25 protein-coding genes and 2 pseudogenes are annotated in these 24828 nt (G+C 70.3%); 10 read left to right on the top strand and 17 right to left on the bottom strand.

Features of this window, described 5'->3' with window-relative positions; all coding sequences use genetic code 11:
• Nucleotides 1-153: 153 nt before the first annotated feature.
• The 15 genes and pseudogenes from ABZX67_RS09500 to ABZX67_RS09430 form a co-directional block, all read right to left on the bottom strand.
• The gene (locus ABZX67_RS09500) at nucleotides 154-444 is read right to left on the bottom strand and encodes a hypothetical protein (RefSeq protein WP_355356600.1); all 291 of its coding nucleotides are present in this window, start codon (nucleotides 442-444) and stop codon (nucleotides 154-156) included.
• Between the two features lie 260 nt (nucleotides 445-704).
• Nucleotides 705-1160: an RRQRL motif-containing zinc-binding protein gene (locus ABZX67_RS09495; RefSeq protein WP_355356598.1), complete on the bottom strand. Its 456-nt coding sequence runs from the start codon at nucleotides 1158-1160 to the stop codon at nucleotides 705-707.
• A 273-nt stretch (nucleotides 1161-1433) separates the two neighbouring features.
• Nucleotides 1434-2183 (bottom strand): hypothetical protein, encoded by a 750-nt coding sequence (locus ABZX67_RS09490; protein ID WP_355356596.1) that lies wholly within the window; start codon nucleotides 2181-2183, stop codon nucleotides 1434-1436.
• A gap of 104 nt (nucleotides 2184-2287) precedes the next feature.
• Nucleotides 2288-2944: a hypothetical protein gene (locus ABZX67_RS09485; protein WP_355356594.1), complete on the bottom strand. Its 657-nt coding sequence runs from the start codon at nucleotides 2942-2944 to the stop codon at nucleotides 2288-2290.
• 115 nt (nucleotides 2945-3059) lie between these two features.
• Nucleotides 3060-3368: a hypothetical protein gene (locus ABZX67_RS09480; RefSeq protein ID WP_355356592.1), complete on the bottom strand. Its 309-nt coding sequence runs from the start codon at nucleotides 3366-3368 to the stop codon at nucleotides 3060-3062.
• A 2-nt stretch (nucleotides 3369-3370) separates the two neighbouring features.
• A complete protein-coding gene (locus ABZX67_RS09475; RefSeq protein ID WP_355356676.1) occupies nucleotides 3371-5794 on the bottom strand; it encodes a DNA translocase FtsK in 2424 nt (807 codons plus the stop codon).
• A gap of 149 nt (nucleotides 5795-5943) precedes the next feature.
• On the bottom strand, nucleotides 5944-8019 hold the full coding sequence (locus ABZX67_RS09470) for a hypothetical protein (protein ID WP_355356590.1): 2076 nt from the start codon (nucleotides 8017-8019) through the stop codon (nucleotides 5944-5946).
• Between the two features lie 349 nt (nucleotides 8020-8368).
• The gene (locus tag ABZX67_RS09465) at nucleotides 8369-10132 is read right to left on the bottom strand and encodes a DUF2637 domain-containing protein (protein ID WP_355356588.1); all 1764 of its coding nucleotides are present in this window, start codon (nucleotides 10130-10132) and stop codon (nucleotides 8369-8371) included.
• Nucleotides 10129-10389, bottom strand: a complete 261-nt coding sequence (locus tag ABZX67_RS09460) for a hypothetical protein (RefSeq protein ID WP_355356586.1) — start codon at nucleotides 10387-10389, stop codon at nucleotides 10129-10131. The genes ABZX67_RS09465 and ABZX67_RS09460 overlap by 4 nt, the downstream gene beginning before the upstream one ends.
• Nucleotides 10390-10616: 227 nt before the next feature.
• Complete coding sequence (locus ABZX67_RS09455; RefSeq protein WP_355356584.1) at nucleotides 10617-10814, bottom strand: hypothetical protein; 198 nt, start codon at nucleotides 10812-10814, stop codon at nucleotides 10617-10619.
• Nucleotides 10815-10962: 148 nt separating this feature from the next.
• A pseudogene (locus ABZX67_RS09450) lies at nucleotides 10963-11064 on the bottom strand (WhiB family transcriptional regulator); the annotation flags it as partial.
• A gap of 210 nt (nucleotides 11065-11274) precedes the next feature.
• Nucleotides 11275-11448, bottom strand: a pseudogene (locus ABZX67_RS09445) (DUF5999 family protein); the annotation flags it as partial.
• A 470-nt stretch (nucleotides 11449-11918) separates the two neighbouring features.
• Entirely contained in the window at nucleotides 11919-12185 is a 267-nt protein-coding gene (locus ABZX67_RS09440; protein WP_355356582.1) for a WhiB family transcriptional regulator, read from the bottom strand.
• Nucleotides 12185-12529, bottom strand: a complete 345-nt coding sequence (locus ABZX67_RS09435) for a hypothetical protein (protein WP_355356580.1) — start codon at nucleotides 12527-12529, stop codon at nucleotides 12185-12187. The genes ABZX67_RS09440 and ABZX67_RS09435 overlap by 1 nt, the downstream gene beginning before the upstream one ends.
• Before the next feature lie 143 nt (nucleotides 12530-12672).
• Entirely contained in the window at nucleotides 12673-13251 is a 579-nt protein-coding gene (locus ABZX67_RS09430) for a hypothetical protein (protein WP_355356578.1), read from the bottom strand.
• Between the two features lie 701 nt (nucleotides 13252-13952).
• Between ABZX67_RS09430 and ABZX67_RS09425 the strand changes: the two genes are divergently transcribed.
• The 9 genes from ABZX67_RS09425 (at nucleotide 13953) to ABZX67_RS09385 (ending at nucleotide 22026) form a co-directional block, all read left to right on the top strand.
• A complete protein-coding gene (locus tag ABZX67_RS09425; RefSeq protein ID WP_355356674.1) occupies nucleotides 13953-14681 on the top strand; it encodes a GntR family transcriptional regulator in 729 nt (242 codons plus the stop codon).
• Between the two features lie 682 nt (nucleotides 14682-15363).
• Nucleotides 15364-16677: a helix-turn-helix domain-containing protein gene (locus ABZX67_RS09420; RefSeq protein WP_355356576.1), complete on the top strand. Its 1314-nt coding sequence runs from the start codon at nucleotides 15364-15366 to the stop codon at nucleotides 16675-16677.
• A 37-nt stretch (nucleotides 16678-16714) separates the two neighbouring features.
• Nucleotides 16715-17299 carry a hypothetical protein gene (locus ABZX67_RS09415; RefSeq protein ID WP_355356574.1) on the top strand — a complete coding sequence of 195 codons (585 nt, stop codon included), beginning with the start codon at nucleotides 16715-16717 and terminating at the stop codon, nucleotides 17297-17299.
• A 108-nt stretch (nucleotides 17300-17407) separates the two neighbouring features.
• A complete protein-coding gene (locus ABZX67_RS09410) occupies nucleotides 17408-17830 on the top strand; it encodes a hypothetical protein (RefSeq protein WP_355356572.1) in 423 nt (140 codons plus the stop codon).
• An 89-nt stretch (nucleotides 17831-17919) separates the two neighbouring features.
• Entirely contained in the window at nucleotides 17920-20160 is a 2241-nt protein-coding gene (locus ABZX67_RS09405) for a Mucin-19 (protein ID WP_355356570.1), read from the top strand.
• Complete coding sequence (locus tag ABZX67_RS09400) at nucleotides 20157-20405, top strand: hypothetical protein (RefSeq protein WP_355356568.1); 249 nt, start codon at nucleotides 20157-20159, stop codon at nucleotides 20403-20405. Before ABZX67_RS09405 ends, ABZX67_RS09400 begins: the two co-directional genes overlap by 4 nt.
• Nucleotides 20402-21208, top strand: a complete 807-nt coding sequence (locus tag ABZX67_RS09395; RefSeq protein ID WP_355356566.1) for a hypothetical protein — start codon at nucleotides 20402-20404, stop codon at nucleotides 21206-21208. The genes ABZX67_RS09400 and ABZX67_RS09395 overlap by 4 nt, the downstream gene beginning before the upstream one ends.
• A 204-nt stretch (nucleotides 21209-21412) precedes the next feature.
• Nucleotides 21413-21640 (top strand): hypothetical protein, encoded by a 228-nt coding sequence (locus ABZX67_RS09390; protein WP_355356564.1) that lies wholly within the window; start codon nucleotides 21413-21415, stop codon nucleotides 21638-21640.
• Between the two features lie 14 nt (nucleotides 21641-21654).
• Nucleotides 21655-22026 carry a fic family toxin-antitoxin system, toxin component gene (locus ABZX67_RS09385; RefSeq protein ID WP_355356562.1) on the top strand — a complete coding sequence of 124 codons (372 nt, stop codon included), beginning with the start codon at nucleotides 21655-21657 and terminating at the stop codon, nucleotides 22024-22026.
• Nucleotides 22027-22667: 641 nt separating this feature from the next.
• Here ABZX67_RS09385 and ABZX67_RS09380 read toward each other — a convergent pair.
• Nucleotides 22668-23096, bottom strand: coding sequence for a hypothetical protein (locus ABZX67_RS09380; RefSeq protein WP_355356560.1), 429 nt, complete (start codon nucleotides 23094-23096; stop codon nucleotides 22668-22670).
• Nucleotides 23097-23492: 396 nt separating this feature from the next.
• On the opposite strand from ABZX67_RS09380, the gene ABZX67_RS09375 reads away from it, so the two are divergent.
• Nucleotides 23493-23945: a hypothetical protein gene (locus tag ABZX67_RS09375; protein WP_355356558.1), complete on the top strand. Its 453-nt coding sequence runs from the start codon at nucleotides 23493-23495 to the stop codon at nucleotides 23943-23945.
• 132 nt (nucleotides 23946-24077) lie between these two features.
• On the opposite strand, the gene ABZX67_RS09370 is transcribed toward ABZX67_RS09375, so the two are convergent.
• Nucleotides 24078-24449 carry a hypothetical protein gene (locus ABZX67_RS09370; RefSeq protein ID WP_355356556.1) on the bottom strand — a complete coding sequence of 124 codons (372 nt, stop codon included), beginning with the start codon at nucleotides 24447-24449 and terminating at the stop codon, nucleotides 24078-24080.
• Between the last annotated feature and the right edge of the window lie 379 nt (nucleotides 24450-24828).

The following is a 24828-nucleotide window of genomic DNA, read 5'->3' as shown; positions in this document are numbered from 1 at the left end:
CGAGGCCCTCGATGGCGCGGAGGCGATCGGTCATGCTGGGTGTGCTCCTCATCTCGGATTCGGGGTGGGGTGCGGGGCGGCCGGCCTCTTGCCGGTGCTGCGGTCGCCCCGTGGCGACTTCGCCCCCGGCCGGTCTCCGGCCGGGGGTGGTGCTCAGAACGGCGGCTCGTTCCAGGCCGGGACGGGCAGGAGCCGCACGCGGAATTCGCGGCGGTCGGACCAGCAGCCGCACGCCTCCATCTCAGGGAAGGCGCCGCCGGTCCACCAGCCGCCCTCGCCGTGGCAGCGCGGGCAGTCCGGCCGGGGCCGGGCGGTGATCTCGATGCGGTGCCGGTCGGCGTAGAGCTTGAGGTGACTGGCCTTGAGCGCGGCGGCGGCCGTCGCCGCGGCGAGCGGGACGGCGGCGGCCAGCAGCAGACCGGCGCGCAGGTGGCGGGCGCTCACCGCAGCGGGATGGCGCGGCAGGCGGCGGCGTGGTTGTTGGCGTCCGGCCGGATGCGGAACAGGAAGTCCTCCTGGGGCCGGTCGGAGGAGTCGCCGCAGCCGTGGCAGTCCCAGCGGTCTTCTCCGAGTGCTTGCCGGGGCCGGTGACGTCCACGTACGAGCCGCCGACGGTGATGAACCGGATGAGGAGGTTCTTGGGGCGGTCCGGCTCGGTGAAGGCGGCGAGGGTGGCGGTGCTCATGGGCGGTGGTCCTCTCGGATCAGGCGGCCAGCAGGTGGTTGGCCGGGGAGTCGAAGTAGGTGCCGGGGGTGGGCTCGTAGCCGCGATGGCAGGCGTCGCAGCAGCCCTGGGTGCGCAGCGGGAGGCAGAAGTAGTAGCGCCGCCTGCACTGAGGGCAGGTCTGGCGGGCGGCCATCGCGCGGTCCAGGGCCCACTCCTGGGCGAGGGACGGCACGCGCTTGGGCTTGGCGAGTTCTGCGCGCCAGAGCCAGGCGCGGGTGGGATGGATGCACGACTGGTCGGGCCGGTAAGAGCACGCCTTGCAGCGGAGGATCGCGACCGGGTCGTGTCCGCCGGGGCTCAGCCCGCGCTCGCGTAACTGTCTGCGGGTGAGGAGGCCCTCGGGGACGGCGCCACGGTCGTGCTCCGGCAGGGTCGCGTCAGTGCGGGGCGCGCGCTTGATCTCACGGCGCCGCTTGCTGCGCGTCCGCGCCATCACCTGCTCCAGGAGCAGGGAAGTCGGCGCTGGGGCAGCGGATAGCGGGGGCCGGGCATGGTGGGGCGCGGGCGGCCGATTCTGCGGCGGGGCCGGGGAATGAGCACGATGAACCCTCCGTGTCGGTGGCGTGTGGACGTGAATGCGCCCGCCGCCCCTGGTGGCGGGGCGGCGGGCGCGGGTGGAGCTCAGGCCGGTCGGCCTGCCCGGTCACCGACAGCCGGCCGCCCGGGCGCGGGCGGCGGCGGCCGGTGGCCAGGCGGAGCGACCGGATCAGCGGCCCAGCTGGCGGACGTTGTCCGGGGCGGGGCCTTCGGGCTGTGCGGGGACGTGGATCTCGGGCTTCACCGTGATCTGCGGGGCTCCGGTGTGGACGGAGGCGAAGACCCGCGGGCGCAGGTTGAGCCCGCGCAGGGCAAAGACCGAGGCGATCGTCCAGGCGAGGACGGCGATGGCGGTGGCGATGGTGCGCGAGGTGTCCGGGGTGGTCGTCCAGACCATCGCCATGCCCGCGATCCCCCAGGCCGTCCACGTCAGCCGGATCCCGTTGCTGCGGGTGATGAACCCGGCGATCAGAGAGAACAGGCCGGTGATCTGCCAGAGCGTGTAGACGGTGGAGGCGCTGATGGGCAGGCCGGCGGAGTGGGCGGCGATGTAGGAGCGGATCGGGTTGTCGATCGTGGCCCACACGCCGGTGGAGGTGTTGTCGCCGACCTGGACGTTCGGCACGGCGGTGAGGATGTGGTGCGCGGCGTCCAGCAGGACGTCGACGGCGCCGCTGAGGAGGAGGACGACGAGCGAGAACACGGCGATGGCGGCGACGGCCTTGATCCAGTTGGCCATGCCGTGCCATCCGGCGTCGGGTGCGCGCCGGACGTCTTCCCACAGCTCGTGGAGGGTGCCGTCCTCTTCCCACGCCTCGTTCCACCAGGTGCGGGCTTCGGCGAGGCGGGACTGCTTCTTCGTCGACGTCGCCTTCGTGCGGTCGTTGTCGGCGGCCGGGGTGGGGTCGTTGGGTGCCAAGGTGATGCTGCTCCTTGTCGAGACGGTGGTGGTGCGGGCCGGGCGGCCTGTCCCGTCCCCGTCGCCCGGGGAGGGCGGGGCGGGGGCGAGGCAGGCAGCCCGGCTCATCCGTGGAACTTGTTGCGCCGGAAGACCGCCTTGCGGATGTTGACCGTGGTGCCGCCTCCGCCGTTGCCGCGCGAGGCTCCGCGTACGGCGAGTGCGAGGAAGACGAGGACGAACAGGCCGGCCACGCTCATCACGGCCTGGCCGGTCGCGGTGAGGATGGCGGGCAGCTGCGCGAGGGTCGGGGCGGCGGCGCCGGCGCCGACCCCGGCGAGCGCGATGCCGCCGCCGGTGGACAGGGCGAGGGCGCTGTACTTCCAGACGAAGGCCGGGATCGCGCGCTGCGGCTGTGCCGGGGCAGCGGCCGGAAGGGCGTACGCCGCCGGGGCCGCGATCTGCGGGTGGGCCGGAACCGGGGTGAGGGCGGCGTGCAGGGCGGCCTGCTGGTACTGGGCTCGGATGTGCTGGAGCGCTTCCTCCCTGCGGACCAGGTCGTAGACCCGGGCCATGTACGCCTCTTCGGTGTAGAGGCCGGCCGCGGCGTGGGGGGCCGGGGCGGGAAGGTCTCCGGGCCGCGCGCCGGGGCGGGCGTCGGGGAACAGGGCCCAGATCTGCTCCAGGCCCTCGTAGGGCAGGCCCATGGTCGGCATGCCGGTCGTCGGCGGGGTGGGCGTCTGCTGCTGGTGTTCGGCGAGGGTGAGATCGCGGGGTTCCACGGGGGACTCCTTGGCCGGGAAGAGCGTGGTGGGGAACGCGAAGGACCCGCCCGGCCGGGATGGCTGGGCGGGTCCTTGAGGGCCCGGGGGTGGGCCGTGAGACGGGGCGGCGGGTTCAGCCGAGGCTGTAGAAGGCGAGGAACGCGGCGAGGAGAACGCAGCCGACCTTCCCCCACCACGGGCCAACCTCCCAGACGCCCCAGAGCAAGGCGAGGGAGGCGGTGCGCAGGCCCCAGCGGGCGAAGAACCCAAGCGGCTGGTGCTGCTGGAGCTCCTGGATCCGGGCGGTGCGCCGGTCCATCTCCGCCTGAAGGTGCGCGCGGGTGACCGCGTCGGCCGGGTCGGTGTTCTTGAACGTCTCGCTGTAGCGGTGCCGTTCGACCTCCAGGCGCTCGATCTCCTCATCCGCTGTCTCGAAGGACATGGTCACTCCTTGGTGTGCGAAGCGGCAGCGGCCACAAGACCCAGCGCGCCCAAGTCACGGGCGGTGTAGCCGAGTTCGTCGGCCAGCCTCATCATTACCACCTCCTGGTCCTGCGTCGAGACCAGGATTTCGCGCGCCTTGGAGCCGTGGGAGGGGCCGACGATGCCCTGCTGGTGGAGGTAGTCCATCAGCTGCTCTGCGAGGGCGAAGCCGATGCGCAGCTTGCGCTGGAGCATCGAGGCGGACCCGAACTGGGTGGACACGATCAGGTCGACGGCCTGGAGGACCAGGGCGCCGTCCAGGTCCTCGGGCAGCGCCGTCCCGGCCGGTTCGACGGGGGCGGTGCTGGGCTGCTGGGCGGCGGCCTCGCGGGCGATGTAGCGGGCGTACTGCCCGGATTCGTCCTTGATGGCCTTGCCGTCCTCTGCCCACTTGATGAGCCAGCCGCGGACCGTACGCGGCGCCGGGGTGGCGTCGTCGCCCAGCAGCTGCAGGAGCATCTCGTGCAACGCCTTGGGCGTGTAACCGGTCTCGCCGGCGGCGACCAGGAGCTCCCAGCCCTTCTCGCGTGGGTCGACCGGGCGGCTCGGGCGGGGGAGCGGTGCCGCCTGCGGGGCGGCGGCCGGGGCCGGGCCCGCGGGGACGGCGATCGGTCCGGCGGTCGGATCGAGGCTGGCGTTGACCGCGGCGAACAGCTCCGCCGCGCCGCCGAAGCCCTCGAAGCCCTGCGGCACCGAGGCGGCCGGGGTCGCCGGGGTGGTGCCGGCCGATCCGGCCGGGGCCGGGGCGGCGGCGAGCAGGGTGGAGGCGTCGATGATCTCCCCGGCGTTGTCGATGGCGTGCTGCGCGGACTCGGTGAGCTTCTGGCCCTTGTAGAGGTCCGGCAGGGTGCGCGCCCACCGCTGCGGGTAGAACACGCCGCTCTCCACCGACGCGGACAGCTGGTCCAGCTTGGGCCGCCGTGCGGCGGTGGCGGCGCAGATCTTGTCGGTGAGCTCGTCGACCAGGCGCCACACCTTCATCGCGGTGGGCTTCTTGGGCCCGAGGCGGGTGTGCATCGTCCAGCCGGCGCCCGCGACCGGCGCGTCCTTCGGGTCGATCTTGATGTAGCCGGGGAAGAGGTAGGCGAGCTCTTCCGCGTCGCTCACGGTCATGCCGACGCGCCACTTCGCCTGGATCTTCATGGTGGCGGTGACGACGTCCTGCGTGGCGCGCAGGCCGCAGACGAGGTTGCGTACGCGCATCGCGCGGCCCTCTTCGGCGACCTTGTCGAGCATCTCCTTGACGTCGAAGGGGAGGGAGGCGGTCTCGTCGGTGATGATGACGATGCCGGGGATCTCGTGGGAGATCGGCAGCTTGTTGTCGGTCTTCTTCTCCCGCATCAGCTGCTGGTAGCCGGCCTTGCGGGCAGCGATGATCTCCCCGGCCATCTTGAGCATGAGGCGGGCTTCGTCCTCGGTGTGCGCGATCCAGTCGACGACCGGCGCGGACGCGAGGCCCTCGGTGGCCCACGGGGTGATCCATGGGAGGGCGACGCCGCCGCCGGTGATGTCGATGGCCCAGATCAGCGCGTCGGGCATCCGGGCGAGTTGGGCGGTGACGACGCGCAGTGTGTTCGTCTTGCCCGCGTCGGTCTCGCCGATGAGGATGCCGCAGTCGTTGCAGAGGCTGCCGAGCGCGGGCTGACCGTTGCGGTGCAGGCCGAAGGGGAACCGCTCGGTGAGCGTGAGCTCGGAGAAGTCCTCCGGGTAGTTGATGTCCTCGCTGATGACGTCCTTGAGGGTGACCTCGATCAGGATCGTGCCGCGGTTGGCGCCGGGGAAGATCTCGACACCGCAGCCGTCGGGCAGGCGCAGGTCGGCGGCGAATTTCGGGCCGTAGCCGTTCAGGTCGTCAGCCGTGGTGCCGCCGGAGGGCAGGTCGATCTCGACGGTGTAGCCGACTCTCCCGGGCCAGTGCTGGACGTCCTTGCCGACGCAGTTCTCAACTCGAGCGACGCGCTGCATGCGGTCTTCCCAGTCGCGCAGGATGCCGACGGACTCGCGGCGCAGCTTGAGCAGCCGCTTGCGCTCGGAGCGGGTGGACTCCGAGCGGGTCGCGGACGCGTTCGCGGCGATACCGACGGCGGCAAGTCCCAGGCCACTCGCCCAGCCGGTGGTGGTCAGGGGCGCGGTCGCCAGCGCCCAGGACGCCCATCCGGCGGCGGTGAGCCAGGACAGGGCGCGGGTGGTGAGGGTGCCGAACGTGGTGCCCTCGCGCAGGTCGTGGACGGCGCCGGCGGCGGCCGCGCCCCCGAGGGTGATGGCGGCGGCCTGCCAGGGCAGTCCGGTGATCGGGGCGAGCATCACCATCGAGGCGGCGGTCTCGCTGGCGTATCCGAGGAAGGTGGTGTGGCCGCTGGGCAGCGACCAGTCCCAGTGACGCATCGACATGGGGAGGCTCTCCGTCCTGGTCAGGAAGGCGGGGCGGGGGCAGCAGCAAGGGGGATAGGCAGCAAGGGAGCCGGTGGCTGGCCCCGCGGTTCGGGGGCGGCCACCGGCTCCTGGTGGTGCAGGTCGTGCCGGGGGTCGAAGGGTCAGCGGGGGGTGTTCCACATGGACTCGGCGGCCGGGCCCTTGCGGGGGTTGGTGTTGTGGCTGATCTCCAGGCGGTGGTCCTCGAGGAACAGCTTCGCGGCCATGTCGGCGTCGTCGGCCGCCGCCCGGATCATCGTCACCAGCGTGCCGAGCTCGTCGGTGACGCGGTCGTCGACCGGGTACAGGTCGCGGGTGCGCTGGTGCAGGGCCTCGATCGCGTCGGCCAGGGCGTTGAGCCCGTAGCCCATGCCCTGGTACTCGGAGCCGACCTGCATCATGTGGACCGGGTCGAAGGTCCGGTAGAGCACGGCCATCAGGACGCAACCCGACTCGATCCGGCCGGGCTGGAACATCGCGGCCTCGGACGCGGACGACCCGTTCGGGGTGACGTTCCACATCCACTCGTTCGTCCTCGGAGCGACGATCCGCTCGATGTCGAACGCGTGGGCGTAGCGGAACAGGGCGACCATGTTCTCCGCACGCGACGCGGCGTTGACCAGTCGCTGCGCCGCCTCGGCGAGCTTGGCGATGGCCCGCTTGGAGCACGGGTACTTCTGGTCGGAGTTGACGGCCATCTGCTGCACGGCCATCGCCGCGGCGCGGATGCCGTTGGGCAGGCCCGCGTACTCGGCAGCGACCTCCATCATGCTGGTCGGGCTGTAGCCGGTGTACGCGGAGTGCATCGCGCGCATGGCGAGGGCGAACTTGGAGTTGTTGCCGTCCAGCACGCTGCTGCCGGCGGCCAGAGAGGGTCCGGTCACGGGGTCGGTGTCCTTCCGAGGGTCGTTGACGGTGAGGTTGAGCTGGTCCGCCTTGGCTTCCTTGTCGTGGCGGGCCTTGGAGCGGCGGAAGAAGAACCGCCAGATCCGTCCGGCGGTCCGGACGGGGAAGGCGAACCCGGCGAGCGGGTCGCGGTGCTTGGTGAGCAGGCGCCAGGTGCCCCACAGGATTCCGATGGGCAGCGTGAGCAGACCGCCGAGCCCGGCGAGGAACCCGGCCCCTGCACAGCGGGCCCAGTGCCCGAGCTTGCGGGCGGCGGTGCGGCGCATCCGGTACAGGCGGCCCGACGCCGCCCCGGCCTTCGTGCCGGAACCACCGGACCCGTCGGACGTGCCGCCCACGGTCTTCTTGGAGCGGCGCAGCTTGCCCGCCCAGCCGCGCATCTTCTGCATCGCGCGCCCGAGGCGGGACTTCGCCGGGGTGGTGGTGCCCATCCCGCCGGAGCCGGAACCCGGCCCGGCCCCGGAGCCGCTGGAGCCGCCAGAGGAACCGGCGCTGCCGGTGCCCGAGCCGCCGCCGTTCTTGCGGCGCATCTTGTTGCCCCAGCCCTTGAGGGTCTGCCACGCCTTGCCGGTGCGGGACTGCTGACCGGCGCCGGCCTTCCCGCCGCCGCTGCTCCCGCCGGGGCCGTTCTTGCCGCCCCCGGTGCCCTTGGGGGCGTTGGCAGCGGGGCTGCTGGCTCCGCCGCCCAGGCCGCCCTTGCCGCGGCCGCCGCCCTTGCCGAGCAGACCGCCCAGGCCGCGCCCGTTCTTCCCGGACCCGGACCCGCCGGTGCCGCCGCCGGGACGCCGTTCAACGCCCTTCCCGGCACTGTTCATCTTGCCGCCGGTGCCGTTCAACCGGCCGCCGCGACTGTTCATCGGGCCGCCCCCGGCCCCGCCGCCGCCCGACCGGCCGCGACCACCGCCGCGCCCGAGCAGACCGCCCTTGCCCGCACCCCCGCCAGCCCGGCCGAAGCCGCCGCCGGAACGGTTCGCGGCGGCGGCCTTCCGGGCGGCGGAAACCTTCGAGCGCTTCTTGCGACCGGCCAGCGCGGCAGCGGCGACGGCCACTCCGGCCGCGCCCGCGGCGACGAGACCGGGCACTCCGGCGACGCCGTAGGCGATGCCCGTGGCGATTCCGGTTGCGTTCGTGCCGTGGATGATGAGCGGCAGCGCCTGGGGGCGTCCGCGGCTGGTCTTCTTCTGCTCCGGGGCCGGGTCCGTGGTCTCCGAGGGCTCGGTGACGACGGTGTATTCGGCGGTGTCGGTGTCCTCGGTGCTGGTGCCCGGGGGCGCGGTCGCGGTGTCTGCCACGACGAATCTCCTCACGATGTGTAGCGGAGAGGAGAGGCGAGGCGACGCGAGGTGAGGGCAGAGACCCCCCGTCACCCCCGGTTGGAGGGCTCAGCAGGGGGCTGGGAGGGGGTTTCACCCTCGCCTCGCCTCGCTTCGCCTCGCCTCGCCGCTACTTTCCGTAAACGGCGGGGTCGGGGGTGCAAAAGATGCTTTCCGGGCCACTGATCGGGCCGGATCGTGCTAGGTGAAGCGGCCGGCCTGGCGGCCGCGGCCGACCCCCGCAGCCACCCCGTCCGGCGGTGTGCCGCATGGGGCGCTGAGAGGGGCGACCGTGGAGGCCAGGAGGACCCTCGATCAGCTTCCGTTTTCAGGCTGCGGCCTGCTCCGGAGCCTCGGTGCCGCCGCCGTTGAGGAGGTCGACGGCGCGGGTCTTGCGGTCCTGCGCGGAGCCGGTGGAGATGCCCAGCTCGTCGGCGATGACCCGGACGGTGACCGCGCTCTCGCCCCGGGCCTCGATCATCGCGACGACCCTCTGCACGTCCCATTCGACCTGGTTCATGCGGGCCAGGGCGGCGGCTTCGACCGCGCGGGCCTCGTGTTCAGCAGCGCGCGCCCGGCGCTCCGCGGCCTCTTCGACCGCAGCCTCCTCGCGGGCCTTCGAGGCGGCGATTTCCTCGTTGGCGAGCTGCTCCTCCTTGGCCGCGTTCACCGTCGCGGCGCGGTGTTCAGCCTCCTTCCGCTCGTGTTCAGCAGCCTCTTCGAGGGCCTTCTTGGCCGCGGCTTCGGCCTCCGCCCGGCGCCGCTCCTGCTCCGCGATGCCGGCCTTGCGGGCGGCCTCTTCGCGCTGGGCGCGGGCGGCGGCATCCGCCTGGATCCGGCGCTCTGCCTCGGTGGCCTCCGTGGCCATCTGCTGCTTCTCCAGACCCCAACTGGCCTGCACCTTCTCCCGCTCGATCTGGGCGAGGGTGCGGCGCTTCTCGGTCTCGTCGGCGAGCGCCTGCGCCTCGGCCGCTGCCTGGTCCTCAGCGAGCTTGAGCGCGTGCTGACGCTTGGCCTCACGGAGTTGAGCATCGGCTTCGGCGCGCTGAATCTCCGCCTGAGCCTCCCGTTCCGCTTCGGCCTTGGCGATCTTCAGCTGACCCTCGGCGCGGATCTTGTCGACCTCCGCCTGAATACGAGCGGCTCCGAGTTGAACATCGGTCTTCACTCGCTGAATCTCGGCCTCGGCACGCTGAACGGCGGCCTGCGCCTCCCTCTCGATCCGCTTGGTCTCCTCCTCCAGCGGCACCGCGAGGGCACGCTCCACGCTGAACCCGAAGGGCGCCAGCTTGAACGGCAGCAGTTCGTTCGCCGTCGCCGCCTTCCGCCAGCCCCGCGGGTCGTTGTCGTACTTCTGGCGCAGGCCCTCGCGGTAGATCCGCAGCTGCTGGTGCTGAGCGGCGACCTCCTTGTAGGGGAGGTTGTACAGCCGCATCCGGCGGGCCAGGCGGGGCGTGGTCAGCGGGGAGAGGACCCATCGGGTCAGCGGGACCGACCCGAGCGGGGCTTCGCCGGCCAGCAGGTCGGCCATCCGGCCGATGTAGTGGCGGGCGGCCTCCACCGCGATGATGAACAGCACCGGGATGACGCCGTGCATGGACGCCGCGAGCGGGTCGTCCGTCCACGGCCCCTTGGGTGCGGCGGCGTTGAACGCCACCGTGGCGGCGGTCAGCCCGTGGGCGGCCCAGCGCAGGACCGGCAGCGGCATCCGCTTGCGCATCATGTAGAGGTCGAGCGCCAGGAGCACGAGGATGCCGGCATCGATCCCGATGGGGAACGCGTAGGAGAAGAGGCCGAAGCCCTTGTCCTCCGCGAGGTTGCGCAGGGTGTCGTAGGAGCCGGTGAAGCCGATCGCGGCGAGGACCAGACCGCCGACTCCGGCGATGACGGCGAGCAGCCGCATGGCGCGCGGGTCGTCGTCGTCCTGCTCGGTGCCGGCCTCCGGGGCGTCGACCTGCTCCGGCTCCTGGTCGTCGCTGTGGTCGTGCTTGTCGTCGGGGTGGTCGGCCGGGGCGGGGACGTCCCAGGAGTGGTGGTCGTCGTCGCCGTCCGGGCGGGTCACGTCGGGCTTGCGAAAGTCGACGGCGGTCATGTGCTGCTCTCCGGGTCGTCGGTCGGGATGAACGGGTCGAGGGCCATGCCCACGCACAGCCGGACGGCGCCGAACACGGCGAGGCCGACGGCCAGGTGCAGGCAGGTGGGCCACAGGCCGTTCGCGAACAGGTCGAACAGGGCCAGGACGGTGGCGACCAACGCGGTGAGCGTGGCCAGCAGCGCCGGGAGCGGGCTGTGTGCCGCGTACGTGTCGTCCGTCGTCTTGTCGGGGGCCGGGGCCGCGGTTGTACTCACCGGGCACCCCCGCTGGTAGCGTTGACCATGCGAATCGCTCCTTGTCAGCGGATCGCGAGAACAAAGGAGAGGCCCCCTGACCGGGGCCTTTCTGCTTTGCCGAGCCCTCTCCGGCTCTCCGACTGCGCCACGGCCTGGTCGGTCGTGGCGGAGCAGGAGAACCGCCGGCCCCGGCGCGGAGTTCGACTCCGGCCGGGGCCGCGGCCAGTGGTTCAGCGCCGCGCTGGTCAGTCGCGGTGCTCCTTGAGGTACTGGGCGAGCTGGATCTTCACGCTCGCCATGCCGGTGCAGGCGTTCATCGCCGCCCACACGCCGTGGTTCTCCTCAGCGCGCCGAAGCAGCTCGTGCGCCTCGCTGACCAGCTCGTCGGGCTCAGCGTCGATGCGGCGCAGCGGGCTGGTCAGGCGGGCGAATATCCCGGCCATGAAGGACTCCTTCGTGTTCTCGCTCTTGGACTGTCACCAGGAGCAGCGGGCAGATCAACGGGGCCGCCCGGGTGCGGGCGACCGGTGTGCGGTGGTGCTGCGGGGGCGGGCGGCGAGTCGGTCGGCCCTCACGCCAGCAGGGAGCGGGTCAGGCGGCGTTTCGGGCCCGGTCGCGAACGGCACGGCGCTTCATGGTGCGGCGCTCGTCTTCACTGAGGCCGTACGGTCCGGACTGACCGGCTTCGTCCCCAACCCAAGCCGACCAGACCACCCGGGCGGTCGGGTTGAGACGGGTCGGGCAGCGTCAAGCCAACCGCGCGTCGATGGAGGCGTTGGCCATCGCCGCCGCCTTGTGTGCTGCGGCCACATTGGTCTTCCCACTGCGGGACGTGCCTCCGACGAGCGCGTGGGTGTCCTTGATCGGGAGGGACAGCGCGTAGTCGACGGCGGGGGCGTCGGTGGGCCTGTGCGGGGTGACGATCCGGCCGTCGGGGAGCAGTTCGCCGGTGTCCTCGAAGATCAGGACGCCGTTGCAGAGCAGACCCCAGCCCTGCGCCGGGTGGCTGGCGACGGTGTGCGCGGCCTGCCGGTCGGTGCTGTCGGCGGTCGGGCACGGCGGCGTGTGGGTGCACAGCGAGGCAGGCAGCCGCCCGGCTGTGCCGGTGGCGGTGGTCGTCGTGGTGTCGGGGTGGGTACTGCGTCGCATGGGCTCTCCTGGCAGGGCAGCAACGCCCGAGGCTCTCCCGGGCTGGATGCGTGCGATAGGCCGACCGCCCGTACGACGGGCGACCGGCCTGGTGGAACAGCGCGGCGCGGGCACGGACTTCAGATGCCGTCCTGTACGGCGGGTCAGCGCCGCTGATGGCGAAGCCGGTTGAGGTGCGCGTCCTGGAGCCGAGCAAGCGATTCGTGCAGCCGCTCGCCGACCGGACACTGGGGTTCCTCCGAGCAGAAGTCGCATTGCCTGGCGTGCTCCTGGTACGCCCGGGCGGCGGCCATGTACCGCTGGTACAGGCCGTCAGCCACCGCGCGCCCGCCGGTCCATCTCGGACTGCCGGTTGGCCCGGCGGACCTCCTCCTCCATGCGCTCGCGCTCGACGTCGGTCATGCCGACACCCCCTGCGCGTTCCGGGCCCGGTTGCGGGCGGCACGGCGCTTCAGCGCGCGGCGCTCGTCCTCGGACAGCCCGCCCCACACCCCGTGCTCCTGCCCGGACTCCAGCGCCCACTGCAGACACTGCTCCATGACCGGGCAGCGGCGGCACACGGTCCTGGCCTCCTCGATCTGGAGCAGGGCCAGGCCGGTGTTGCCGATCGGGAAGAACAGATCGGGGTCCTCCTCGCGGCAGACCGCGTTGTGACGCCAGTCCATCAGTGAGTCCTCCCGCCAGCGCTGGCAGCAGCGGCCTTGGCCTCGCGCACCAGGTAGTCGGACGACGTCCAGGCGGAGCCGATCGCGAACGGTTCCGCACCGGGACGCAGCACGTCCTTGACGATCACCGCCCACTGCGCGCAGCGGCGACGGAGGAGCTCCCGGGCCCGCTGCGGGTCGCGGATGAGCGCTACTACCTCGAACGCACCGTCCGCGTTCTGGTAGATGGCACCCGGCTGACGCGGGCCGATCTGTGCCTCGACGACCCGGCGCAACGCCTCCAGGGTCATCGGGTCGGGCGCGGGCGCCGGTACGAACGGCGTCTGTGCGATGCTGACAGGCATCAGGTCCTCCTACGCAGGTCCTGGACAACCCCAGGGGCCCAATCCCTGGGGTTGTCGTCGTTATGGCTGGTCGTACGAGCAGCCACGGCCCCGGCCACCCCGATCGCGGGGTGGCCGGGGCCGTGGTCGTTCGTCCAGTTGGTTCAGCGCGCTGGGCGTTGGGGGTGGAGCGTGGTCAGCGGGACGGGCGGATTCTGTAGCGGAGCGTCACCGTCGGGCAGCTGCGTGCGCCGGGCGTCGGTCTCGCGGACGGTCGGCGCCGTGGATACCCAGCGGATCTCGCGCAGCAGCCACGGGCTCCGGCTGTCTCCCGCCTCCGTTCCGGCCAGGCCGGCCGCGATTTGCGTGAGTGCCGGAGCGGGGGCCGGAATCGGCTTGTAGTGCTGGCGGGGAGCGTGCCGCTGGTCGGGCCACATGCCGTCGCGGAGCAGCTGGTCGGCTCGGCGCTGCCAGGCGCGGACGTCGATGTCGACTTCGACGACCTGGTTGCTGCCGTCGCAGTGGACCAGCGGTTTACCGCGGCCAGCGCTGATGGTGTGCTCGCGGATCTTCAGCTTGGTCTCGCCCATGAGCCGGCGCCAGGTCCGGCAGTCGGGGCAGACGATGGACTTCGTCTCGCCTGAACGCAAGTTGAAGTCCTGGGGGTCGATCGTGCTGAGCTGCAGAGCGGGGCGGCGGTTGTGGCGCTTCGTACGGACGCGACCGGGGCGGATACGGGGCATCCAGTCCTCCTGGGTGATTGGTGCTGCTGCTCTCTCCGCCTGTCAGGCCGGCCGGTCGTACGGCGGCCTGGCAGACAGACAGCGCAGCGCGCTGTACAGGTAGTTCGGTGTGCGCGGTATTAGGTACAGGCGCCTCGACCGGGGGAGCACGGGCTCAACCCCACTGCCGCCACCCGGAGGGCGGTGACACCTGCTGTTTTGCGATCAAGCGGTCAGATCTGGCCGCTTCGACCGCCGCCACCAAGGTGGCGACGATGGGAGCCGTCAGAGCCAGAACACTCGGACCAGGCGCCTCGCCTAAGCGGCGCGTCCAGCCACAGTTGGGTCTTCACGCCGGTCAGCAGCTGGAGGTCGAAGAGGACTCGACCTGGTCCGTTCGGGGGCTGGAGGCGGGTCGGTGGCCTGCAACCATGGTGTTCACGGGTCTTTCTCCGTTTCAGTCGGACGGCTCGTGCGACGGTCCCCGGGCGCAATCCCGGGGGCCGTTTTTGGCATGGCTGTGCCGCTGCGCTAGGCGTCCGTTTTCGACCTCGCTAGCGACGTTTCGAGAAACAGGAAACGCCTCATCGCTATAGATGTCAACACCTCGCTATCGATGTAGGATCCGTGTCGGATGCCGCCGTGATCGGCGTTTCGTTTGGGCCGTAGGATCGCTAGCGAGGTAGGGAGAGGGAGTGACTGGCCGAGAGCGCGAGAAACCGATGTACCGGCAGATTGCCGATGCCTTGAAGGCGGCGATCGACGCGGGCCAGTACGGCCCCGGCGATCGACTTCCAGGCGAAAACCCCCTGGCTGCGGAGCACGGCGTAGCCGTCATGACCGCTCGGCAGGCCTTGCGAACGCTGGCGACTGAGGGCGTGGTCGAGTCTCGGAAGGGGGCTGGCTTCTTCGTTCTTGCACCGTTCACGCCGATCCGTCGGCGTGGTGTGGCCCGGCTCGCCCGGGAACAGTGGGTATCCGGTGCCTCCATCTTCTCCGCTGACGACAGTCGGGATCTGACCGCGGAGAGCAGAGTGCTGGGCGCCGTAACGCCTCCCGACAAGATCGCGGACGTCCTGCAACTCGAGGCAGGTGAACAAGCCTTCGCCCGCTATCGCCGCCACATCGTTGAGGACCGCCCCGTACTGCTCTCGACCTCGTACCTGCCTCTTGCTCTCGTCGAGGGGACTGCCATCACGGAGGTGGACACAGGCCCTGGGGGCATCTACGCACGGCTCGCCGACCTGGGCTTCGCGCCGGCCCACTTCCGAGAGGAGATCCAGGTCCGCATGCCGTCCGACGACGAGAGGGCGGCCCTCAATCTGTCCGGCGGCACTCCCGTGATGAAGATTTGTCGAACTGCATACACAGGTGAGGGCCGTGCCGTGGAGGTCAACGAAATGACCTTGGACTCCCAGGCTTACGTCCTCGAATACGACTTCGATGCCTAGTGCCCTGCGCCAGCCTGGCGCGTCGCCCACTACCCCTGAGCTGAAGAGAAGAACGACCGTGCTTTTCAAGATCCAGCGTGAATGACCAATGGCCGCCCCTGCGGACACAGGAGCGGCCATCAAGCGACTCCCCAGCCTGGCAGCAACCGGAGTCGTGGTCAGCGCGGCGACCGCGCCGGGTGCCTTGGACACGAGGCCCGTCTGGTCACCTACCCATCAGAATAGACGGCGTCACCGCGTGAAGCCCAGCACGGGCCCACTCTGGTGCTACACGTCACCTTGATCAGCTGATCCACGGCTCCCTCATCAAGGGACCGTACGTGTCAAACCTGCGCACTCCCGCCACCGACGCGGTCGCACCCCCGCGCGACCCCGGTAGCTCGAAGCACCCCGCATCCGGATTGCCGGCTCCGGGCTTGCCCAGCAGATCCAGCGATGGGCAAGCCTCCCGCCTGCTCTTTCCGTGTTCTGGGCAAGCCCCTGGGCAAGCCCCGGCGAGCAAGGTTCATGGCACAACATCCACTTGGAGGTGTGCCATGTGCCACTGCGGACCGACGCAGGCATCGCTGCGCGTTGACCAGGCCGATCGCGGGACCCCAGTGCCCGTCGAGCGTCGGCTCGCTGAGCTTCGAGTACTGGGCGGCTACAGGGGCGCTCCCCTTCGGGTGTCGGAGGTTATGCGATGACTGCCGCGCACATGGGCCTCGTGTTCGCGGCCACGGGCTTGGATGGTGCCGAGAAGCTGCTGCTCCTGGCTTACTGCAACCGCACGGATGATCACGGTTACTGCTGGCCAGGGCAGAAGCGGCTGGTGGACGACTGCGGGACGTCAGCCGCCACCGTCAAGCGCGTGAAGAAGTCGTTGGTCGACAAGGGCCTCATCAGCTCGGTGCGGCGTGTCCATCCGGTCACGGGCGACCCGATCACGAATCTGACCCGGGTGAATCTTCGACTTTTGGAGCAAATGGCGCGGCCGAGGACGGCCTACGACGACAACGTCGTCGAGCAGCTCACGTTCGCGGAGAAGACCCCGCTGCCGACGAAGCGCAAGAAGGCCAAGAGTAGAGCCTCTGACCAGCTGAAGGCTCAGGATGAGCCCGGCCCTGACCTGCTGTTGGCTCAAGATGAGCCCACCCCCGGCTCAACTTGGGCCCAACCCAGGCTCATCCTGAGCCCACCCCCGGCTCAGGATGAGCCCCTAACCCTCATTGATCTCTCAGAGAACCCGCAGCCGTCCCTCCGTCCTTCCGCAGCCCCTTCGTCTGCGGATCGCTCAGGCCGCCCGAGAGCGGACGGAGGGAAGGACGGGACCAGCGTCGCCCTAGAGGAACAGAACCTTGGCGAAGCGGCTGCTCAGCTTCTGACTGGCGCGAAGGCCACTGTGCAGACTTCGCCGGGAGTGGAGGTCCTTAGTGCGATCGCGCAGGAGTGTGGTCCGGAGTTTCTGCTGACCGGGAAGGTTTTGCAGGATCAGGGTCTGGTTGTGACCGGCCTTCTGGAGGCCGGTTGGAGCCCCGTACAGATTCGCCAGGTCATCGCGGGGCCGCCATGGCCTAGAGAGATCAAGACGAGTCGGGAGGCAATCATCGCTGGCCGTCTGCGACGTGCAGCCGACGGCCCAGTGCCCGCATCTGCTCCCCCGATTCCCGCCCAGATGTCAACCGACCGTGGCGAGCCTTGGCACGGCGGCCGGTCGGATTCCGCTACGTGGACGCCTCCGGCATGGACGGGCAAGGTGCAGCGAGTCCTGCCCGAGTGCGTCAATTGCGGCAGCCCCGCTCTTGCCGATGGGTACGACAAGTGCCCTACATGTTTGGGGTGGCCCGAGTGTGCCGGTGCTTGCGGGATCCCCGGTACGTCGAGGCGGCGTGTACGACCTGAGGAACCGACAGGCCTGTGCTCGGCATGCCGGGAGCGGCACGGGCATCTCAACGATGTGACTGAGCGGGAGTGGGCGGCGCAGGGCCGAGACGAAAGTGCTCATGCGCCGTTCTAGTAGCAGCAGATCGATCAAGTGTTGAGGAGTGGGTCGGATGGGTGTTTCCTCTGCTGGCTACCGTTTGCCGGAGCCTGGCAACTTTGCTGCGGAGCCGTTCAGCAGCCGGCTGGTAGAGGATGCCTTGCGGTTCGTCCGTGCGCGTCTTGCCATCCACCTCACCGAGGCACCTACCAGTGATGTGGAACGGATGGCTTCGGTACTCGCCTATCAGGCCGGGCTTGCTGCGGAGCACACACGGCTCAACCTCCGAGCGGTCGGTCTCGGCGAGGCTGAGATGACGTGGCGGACCTTGGCGGGCATCGCCCGCATGTGGTCCGACCACCCGGACTATAGGGAGGACTTCGGCAGGATGATCGCTGAGTTCCCCGTGCCGGCCGCCACTCACGCGCGCATCCGCGTTCAGCTGGGCGAGTGTGATTGTGAGGAGGAGATCTCCCGACACCGCGACGCTCTCGTACCGCTGGCGGAGTGGGACCTGCCCCGCTGGAAAGCCCTGCGCGAGCAAGACCGCCTCTACGCCACGTCTCTCTACGAGCAGCTCCCACAGGGTGAGGTCGCTCAGGTCTGGCACCTGATTTCAGCCCGTCGTGCCCGTCGGCGCCGCCGACCGCGTCTGTAGCGCGTGCGCATGGGTTCGCTGTCGTCCATGTGTCACGGCAACCACCTTGCCCTCTCGCTTTAAAACTGCCAGACTTTGGAGTGTAAAGTTTTAAGTGGAGGTGTTGCTGTGCGCAAAATTGAGATCGACGACGAGGTGTTCGCCTACCTGCAGCGGCACAGCGAACCGCTCGTCGACACCCCCAACGACGTACTACGCCGCGAACTTCTGGGCAAGCAGAAGCCGGATGCGGAGCAGGTGGTCCGTGGCCCGGGCTCCCTGATGTTCATCATTGAGGCCGGACTGGCGGCGCCTGGCGACAAACTGCAGCACCACCAACCCCGCCGGCAGCGCACCCATGAGGCCACCATCACCGCTGACGGTTGGGTGGAGCTTGCTGACGGCCGCGTCTTCGCGCAGCCCTCCCCAGCGCTCAAGGCGCAGACGGGAAGCGACATCAACGGGTGGGGCCAGTACATCCACCTGCCCAGCGGTCGCCGCCTGCAGGAACTCCGAGATGAGGCACGGAACCGTCACGCTCAGACCGACTGATGTCTCGCGCCGTGACAAGCCCCGCCTGATGAAGCCGGCTCCGGCCGCCTACGGAGGGCTTCCCACTCGATCTACCAGGGACGCTGCTGATGGACAGCAAGGCCTATACCGCCGGGCTCGCGAAGCTCCGCGAAGTGCGCGACGAGATCAAACCGCGTGAGCGGCAGCTGGCGAAGATCCAGAGCGAGCTCGACAAGCTGCGCGCCGAACGTGACGCCAACGTCCAGACGCTGGGTGCATACGAAAAAGCAAAAGCAGACCGTCTCGCGACGTCTGCCGGCTTGTCCGTGATCGACGTGGTTGCTCTGGTCCCGTCTCTCGGTCCCGACGTACCCGCCAGCCGGGCGGCGGAGCCATCACCGACCGATTCGGTCTCCAACGAAGACGCCGAGCCGGATCCTCCTGCACAGACGATCAAGGAACCGGACGGGACACCCGCGCCCGCCCTGCGCCCCGCAGCACAGCCCACAGTGCACGCCAGCGACGCCGGGCAGCAGATCGATGACACCGAGGTCCAGGACCAAAACCTGGCAGTCGTCGCTGAGGGCAACGTGGCGCCCGAGCCCTCCCCCGCGTCAGCCCCCGCAGCGCCGGTCGTGCCGGACGGAGAGCAGGAGCGGACGCTGCCGTCGATCCCCGCAGGCGCCACCGGTGACCGCTGGATCTACGCCGAGCCGAACTTGACCTCGAAGCGGCCCAACTTCAAGCAGGCCACGCGGCAGATGGCCTTCCTGGACACCGCGACCGGCGTGCTCGTATGGCAGGCCGGCACGGTCACCCTGGACCTGGGGCGCGCGAGCGTCGCGGAGATCCTCACCGCCGTGTACGCGACGGTGCCCGCTGACGTGGAGCGCATCTACATCACGGCTGGCGACCCCTGGCACCAGAATGCCGCCCGGCACCAGTTCCTCAAGGACGCCGTGGCCGAGTGGCTGAACGGGCCGCTGCCGGAGGGCTGGCAGGTCGAGTCCTCGCGCGGCAAGGACCGGCAGGCCGGCCACCTGGTCCACCCCCGCAACCCGGTGGGCCGCTGGCAGCGCGGCAAGGACCAGCACACCGAAATCAGGTCGGTGGGTGAGTGGTTCGACCCGGCTGGCGCCGACCCGGCCACTGTCCGCGCCGCCTTCGTCGAACTGTGGAAGGCCCTGCGCCGGCACTGGGACGACGTCGTGCTGATGGGCTCGCCGTCGCAGACGGGCCGGGACCTGTGGTCGCGGACCATCCCCGCCAAGGCCGGCGCGAAGTGGGCGGACGGCTACCCGGTCATGTCGCAGGAGATCCGCGGCCTGCTGCACGCCACCGCCGGGCAGGGCCGCACCGAACTGATCACCCCGCCGCGCGTGCCGGAGCGGGTGCCCGGCTGGTACGAGGCCGACCGCACCTTCGCCTACGCCAAGCACACCTGGACCTCCGGCGTCGGGGTACCGAAGCGGGTGACCGCGGCCGCGTTCGCGGCCATGAGCGAGAAGGAACAGGCCGACGCGCTGTTCTCCCCCAGCCACTGGCAGGTGCGGGTGACCATCCCGAAGGACTGGGACCACGTCGGGCTGCTGCCGGCGCCTGCCCCCGGGGAGCGGTCCTGGCACTACCCGTACGAGGGCGGCCGCACCTTCACTACCTGGGCGGGCGGCGCTGAGATCAACTTGGCGCTGCGTAACCCGCTCCAGCCCTGGAAGCTGGAGATCCTCGACGGGCTGGTCTGGGAGAAGGGCGACCCGCTCAAGGACTGGTCGAACAAGCTGAAGGACGCGTGGCGTTCGCTGCGTGCCCTGGGCGAGGTGCACGGTGACGAGCGGCAGCGTCAGGCCGCGCGGCTCGCTTCCCGCGCGGTCCGCAGCATCCTGCTGTACGGGATCGGGACGTTCGCGCAGCGGCCGCGGATCACCACCGGCTCACTCGAGCTCGGTGCCGGTGGCGAGGTCCCGGAGATCCCGGACGGCGCCCGGCTGACCGGCCTGACGGACACGCACGTCACCTGGGAGCGTAACGGCGGCTTCGCCCGCGACCCGTACGCGCACCCGGAGTGGGCGGCCGGCGTGTGGTCGGCGGCCCGGGCCGCGCTGCTGTCCGGCCCGACCGGCTCGAAGGACCCGGCGACGGGCAAGCCCGCGCGCGCTGGGGCGCTGCACCTGCCGGCGGGATCGATCCTCGCGTTCCGGACCGATGCCATCTACAGCTCGGTGCGCCCCGACTGGCCGTACAGCGGCGAGCCGGGCGATTACCTGCTCAAGGGCGCCATGGCGTGGGAGCAGACGACCCCCACGACCGATGAGGAGTTCTACGTGCTGCAGGGCCTGGGTCGTGCCGCTCTGGAGGCGGAGGAGCTGTGAACGCTGAGGTGGCATGGGGCGGCAGGTGGGAGCACCCGGAGTGCGGGGCGTCCGGTGAGGCGGTGTGGGACGACGAGGACACCGCGTCTTCCGGGCACGACTGCGACCGCGGCGGAGAGGTGACCTGGAGCGCCGAATGGGAGTGCCACAGCTGCGGCGCCGGCGGGGACGATCAGTTCGACGACGACACCGCGACGTACTGCGATCACGAGTGCGTTGACGAGGACGAGGGGGTGGCGGCGTGACGCCGCGAAGGAGGCGGAGCGCCGGCGGCCGCCGTGCCCAGCGCAACGAGGCGGCGCGGCTCACCGAGCATCTGCTGGATGCGGGCTTCAACAAGAAGCAGGTCGGGGAGATCCTTGGGCGCGACCCGTCCCTGGTCAGCCAGTTCTTCACGAAGAACAAGGGCGCGTCGATGGTGGAGGCGCTGCGCGCCGTGGTCCAGGAGGTCCAGGCCGGCGGCCCGCGCGACATCGCTAGTCTCAAGGCCCTGGCGGCCGGACATGTCCAGCCGCGGCTGAACAAGGCTGGCTACAAGGCCCGGGTGCGCGGTAAGAACCGCATCCGCGCCGAGCAGACGGTCAAGGACGAGCGGGGCAGGCCGGTGATCGGGCCCGACGGCAAGCCCCTCAAGGAGTGGTCGTCGTCCCTGGCCAAGGCCGGCCGCCAGCACATCGCATCGGGGGCCAGTCGGCTGCGCCCCGTCGTGGAAGACGCGGCCGTGAACCGGGGAAAGATCGCGTTCACGGTCCGGGCCCGCAAGGGCGCATTCACCCACGATGCGGGTCGCCTGGCCGACTCCCCCGGCGTGCGCCGTAACGTCGTCCAGCGGCGTGACGGCACGGAGGAGCGTGCCTACGCCAACAACACCGGGGGCCCGGGATCCGGGATGCAGGGTTTTGACGCGGTTGAGTTCAAGGCCATGGTCGATGCCGCCGGCGGGGACGTCGCCGCTGCGGTGCAACGGTGGCTGGTCGAGACAGGCCGCATCGAGCCCGGAACACCGATCGTCGGCCTGGAAATCCGAGCGTGGCGCGAGAACCTGTGAACCGGGTAGCTGTACTTCGAGCCCCGCTTCCATCCGTCGGGTGACTTCAGATGGCTGAGGCCCGGCCAGGCCCCAGCCATCTGGCAGCCGATTCGGCTGGCCGACGGCTCCTGGCGCCACCGGGCACAGCATCCCCACGCTGCCCATTCAGCTGACTGTGGGCTTTGACTGCCGCCACTGGTGGCCTGCCGGTACCGTGGGGGCATGGCTCGGGAAATCCGTATCGAGATCAGCGACGAGGCGTACGAGCAGCTGCAGCGCGCCGCGGCGGAGAAGCGCGTGGCCGCCGAGGCGTACGTCGGCCAGGTCCTGGACGCCGACCTCACGCGGGTCCGCTTCGTGGAGGGCGCCCGGTCCTTCATCAGCCAGCACGCCGAGGCCTTCGCAGAACGCTTCGGGGGCCCCACCGGCCGCAGCGTCGACGCCGCCTGAACCACGTCCACGACATGATCCTTCAGATTGATCTGCCCTGGCTGCTCGACATCGCGCACCGGGAGCTGCCTGGGGACCCAGAGGTCGTCGACTGGGGTGCTCTCGAGGCCGCTCGGGCCCGGCACGGGTTCCGCGTGATGGATACGCCGGTCTACAACCAGCCGCATCACCGGGCCGCAGCCCTGCTGCAGCAGCTCGTCTGCGTGCCGGCCCTCGAGCACTCCAACGAGCTGTTCGCCGCCGCTGTGGCTGCGGCATACCTCCACGCCTCCGGGCTCACGGTCAACGTGAACTCGAAGGAGGCCATCGACCTTGTCGAGCAGGCCGCTGCTGGCCGCATCGGCGTACGGCAAATCGCTGCGGGGCTCAAGGACTGGAGCCGCTGACTTTCGGCAGCCGCCGCCAGGGAAGAAGGGGCCAGGCATGGAGAAGCAGTGAACGCCGGTGGCCACTGGAGGGCTTCGCCGCTACCCAGACCTCCACTCCGGTCGGCATCCCCCGGCGCGGGCAGGTCGGCCTGCGCGGCCTGGCGCGGGGCGGAAGAGCCAGGGCCCTGCCCAGGGCGCGTCGACCCCGGTGCCTTCACCCTGCGGCCGAGCGCCCCGGCCCGACGCCGGCCGCATGCCTCTCACTCGCCGCCACCTATTCGGCCACGATCCGACCGCCGCCCGGTGCCGCTCCTTCAGAGGAGCCGGCGTCTCGGCCATCGGCCGGTGGGCGGCGGTAGAACCCGTCTTGATCGGCAGCTATAGGCTCGTTGCTGAGACTGCCTCGTAACCAGGCGGACGGCATGGCTCAGTTAGTGCAGGAGCAGCTGTTGGACGTCGAGGTCGCCTGGCACTCGCGCTCCACGACCTGATCAGACGTTGGCAACAGATCAGGTGACCGGCTGAACGCACACGCAGCGCCGGCGCTCGAGTCCTCGGCATAGAGGGTTGATGAGCCGGTAACGCACCTCCTCGCCGCCGTGCCTGCTCAGGTGCGCTCCGGTGTGGGCGATCACGCGGCCCGCGAGGTCGGCCGAACGTCAGCCGGTCTGCTTCCAGCTGTGCCACTTGCCCTTGTAGAAGCAGTTCTGCCAGTAGTGGTAGCCCTTATTGACATAGACGACGACGCAGCGGCGCCCGCCACCCACGTGGTTCTCGCCCACCATGTTGTCCGCACGGCCATTGCCCGGCATCACCTTCCACCCCCCGGCCTTCTTCCACGTGTGCCAGATGGTGCGATCTGGGGCAATCACGAATACCTCGTCCGTCCGACCGTCGTCGTTCCAGTCGATGTACCCCTTCCACACGTCCGTTCCGCACTTGTAGTAACCCTGATAGCCAAAGGCCTTGATGGAGCAGCGCGCCGCGGCTCCCGCCGATGCGTCGGCGGCGGCCGGGACGGTCGTGGTGCCGAAGGTAAGGGCGGCGGCCGCAGCCGCCGCAGCGGCGAACGACGTGGTTTTACGCATCGCTTCCTCTCCTGTTCCCCTCGTCTGGCGGTCGGCGGACGACAGGTCCGGTGACGCCGGCCCGCGTCTCCCCGGTTCCCCCACTGACTTTGCTGGGCCCATCCCGCATCCGCCCAGTGGCCACCGCCAGATGGGACACCGTGGGACACCCCACACCCTGACGTGCGGGAACGCCGCGTGGGACGCGCACGCGCCGGGACACCCATGGGTGTTGGGACATGGCTTATGAACATCACGGGTGCCCGCACCCGGCCGGGGGCTTGCGGTGCCCGAGCCCTCGTGTGTGCACGCGGTGGTGGCGGCCGTCGGTCTCGTGATGCATAGGTGGTGGGGGATCTATCGAGATCCGTTCAAGCAGGGGTGAGTCCCTTGCTCCTGGTGCTCGTTGAGCACGGCATGACGATGCAGCAGAGGATCCCGGTGCAGCAGATCGAGGGGGAGACGAGGGCGGTCGACCTCGTGATGGCGTACGTCGCCGGCGACGTCGACAAGGTCGCAGCCGCGCGACTTCAGGGCGACGAGCTGGCCCGCGGCTACATGCTCCAGCAGCTCGACGGGATGCTCGCCGACGCCGTTCGTGCCGACCCCGCGTTCTCGTTCCGCAGCCGGGCGGTGATGCCGCCGGCGGGGATCGAGTGGCTGTCCACGGTGCCGATGGCCGAGGACGTCGCCGCCGCCGTCTGGGGCCTCGCCGGAGACGGTGGCGAAGGCCCGTGGAAGGGGCTGGCGGAGGAGGACCGGGCGACCGTACTCGCCGTCTCCGCAGCGGCCCGGGGGATCGCGGCCTGGGGTGCCGACGGCCTCCTCGACCGCCTGGCCCAGGTGCGCGCGGTCGTCTCGGCCGCGTAGGACGGCGTCGGCTGTCGGCCGGAGGCACCGCCGCGTGGTGCGTCGCCGCTGAGCTGCGCTCGCCGTCGGGCAGGTACGGGGGAGGCAGTCGATCGGACACGATCCAGCCCTGGGGGGCATCGTCGGCTTCGGTCAGGCGGCTTCGGTGACGTCCGAGACTGGCACTACCACCTGCCGGGTGAGGTTCTTCAGTTCCGAGCGGGCCTGCGCGCGCTTCTCGGCCTCGATCTTGTACCAGTAGGGGTGGGTGCTGATGCAGAGGGACAGGTCGAGGCACTCGTTTCGCAGCCGGGCGACCGCTTCCCTTTCCTCTTCGGTCCAGCCCGGACTGTCCTGGCGGCCGCCGGTGACCTCCCCGGTGTGCGGGTGTTGGATCCCGGGCCAGCCAGGCAGCGGCTCGACGCTCCAAGGCAGGTTCCGGCATAGCGCGGCCAGCTCGGAGGTCGCCTGGTGGAGACGGGTCTGCGCAGCTCGAAGATCATCGGGGAAGTCGGTTTCGGCCATAGCCAGAATCATACGCCCGTTCGATTTTCCGGGGCGGCCGACACTCCAGTCACTCAGCGGCAATCGGCCGCCCGACCCGGCCTGACGACCCCACCGCGGGGGGTACACCCAAGCTGTACGTGATGTACCGACGCCGACCTGACGCGCGGCGAACTCGTGCACTCGCGACACCCCCAGCGCACTCCACGCCTGGGGACATTCGGCCGTCACCAACCGGCACCCCGCCCCGGTGGCACGCCATCACATCCCGTCCGCGCGGCGGCCGATCTCGAGCTGGTCGAGGACGCCGTCGCCCAGATTGACCCCGCGGCAACCCGAAGGAATTTACTTGCTATGCATACTCTTACTATGCATAATAGGGGTATTCGGAACGCTTCGA

Origin of the sequence: Streptomyces sp. NPDC003036 (assembly GCF_040611175.1) — a bacterium.
In the GTDB taxonomy this organism is placed as follows: Bacteria; Actinomycetota; Actinomycetes; order Streptomycetales; family Streptomycetaceae; genus Streptomyces.
This window is presented reverse-complemented; position numbering and strand designations above follow the sequence as displayed.

Coding starts and splice junctions, on each gene's coding strand:
- ABZX67_RS09465 (WP_355356588.1), bottom strand. CDS start 10,132: ATGACCGCCGTCGACTTTCGCAAGCCCGACGTGACCCGCCCGGACGGC.
- ABZX67_RS09480 (WP_355356592.1), bottom strand. CDS start 3,368: ATGTCCTTCGAGACAGCGGATGAGGAGATCGAGCGCCTGGAGGTCGAA.
- ABZX67_RS09415 (WP_355356574.1), top strand. CDS start 16,715: ATGGGTGTTTCCTCTGCTGGCTACCGTTTGCCGGAGCCTGGCAACTTT.
- ABZX67_RS09370 (WP_355356556.1), bottom strand. CDS start 24,449: ATGGCCGAAACCGACTTCCCCGATGATCTTCGAGCTGCGCAGACCCGT.
- ABZX67_RS09455 (WP_355356584.1), bottom strand. CDS start 10,814: ATGGCCGGGATATTCGCCCGCCTGACCAGCCCGCTGCGCCGCATCGAC.
- ABZX67_RS09375 (WP_355356558.1), top strand. CDS start 23,493: ATGACGATGCAGCAGAGGATCCCGGTGCAGCAGATCGAGGGGGAGACG.
- ABZX67_RS09425 (WP_355356674.1), top strand. CDS start 13,953: ATGTACCGGCAGATTGCCGATGCCTTGAAGGCGGCGATCGACGCGGGC.
- ABZX67_RS09440 (WP_355356582.1), bottom strand. CDS start 12,185: ATGGACTGGCGTCACAACGCGGTCTGCCGCGAGGAGGACCCCGATCTG.
- ABZX67_RS09390 (WP_355356564.1), top strand. CDS start 21,413: ATGGCTCGGGAAATCCGTATCGAGATCAGCGACGAGGCGTACGAGCAG.
- ABZX67_RS09385 (WP_355356562.1), top strand. CDS start 21,655: ATGATCCTTCAGATTGATCTGCCCTGGCTGCTCGACATCGCGCACCGG.
- ABZX67_RS09430 (WP_355356578.1), bottom strand. CDS start 13,251: ATGCCCCGTATCCGCCCCGGTCGCGTCCGTACGAAGCGCCACAACCGC.
- ABZX67_RS09420 (WP_355356576.1), top strand. CDS start 15,364: ATGACTGCCGCGCACATGGGCCTCGTGTTCGCGGCCACGGGCTTGGAT.
- ABZX67_RS09435 (WP_355356580.1), bottom strand. CDS start 12,529: ATGCCTGTCAGCATCGCACAGACGCCGTTCGTACCGGCGCCCGCGCCC.
- ABZX67_RS09380 (WP_355356560.1), bottom strand. CDS start 23,096: ATGCGTAAAACCACGTCGTTCGCCGCTGCGGCGGCTGCGGCCGCCGCC.
- ABZX67_RS09405 (WP_355356570.1), top strand. CDS start 17,920: ATGGACAGCAAGGCCTATACCGCCGGGCTCGCGAAGCTCCGCGAAGTG.
- ABZX67_RS09475 (WP_355356676.1), bottom strand. CDS start 5,794: ATGCGTCACTGGGACTGGTCGCTGCCCAGCGGCCACACCACCTTCCTC.
- ABZX67_RS09495 (WP_355356598.1), bottom strand. CDS start 1,160: ATGGCGCGGACGCGCAGCAAGCGGCGCCGTGAGATCAAGCGCGCGCCC.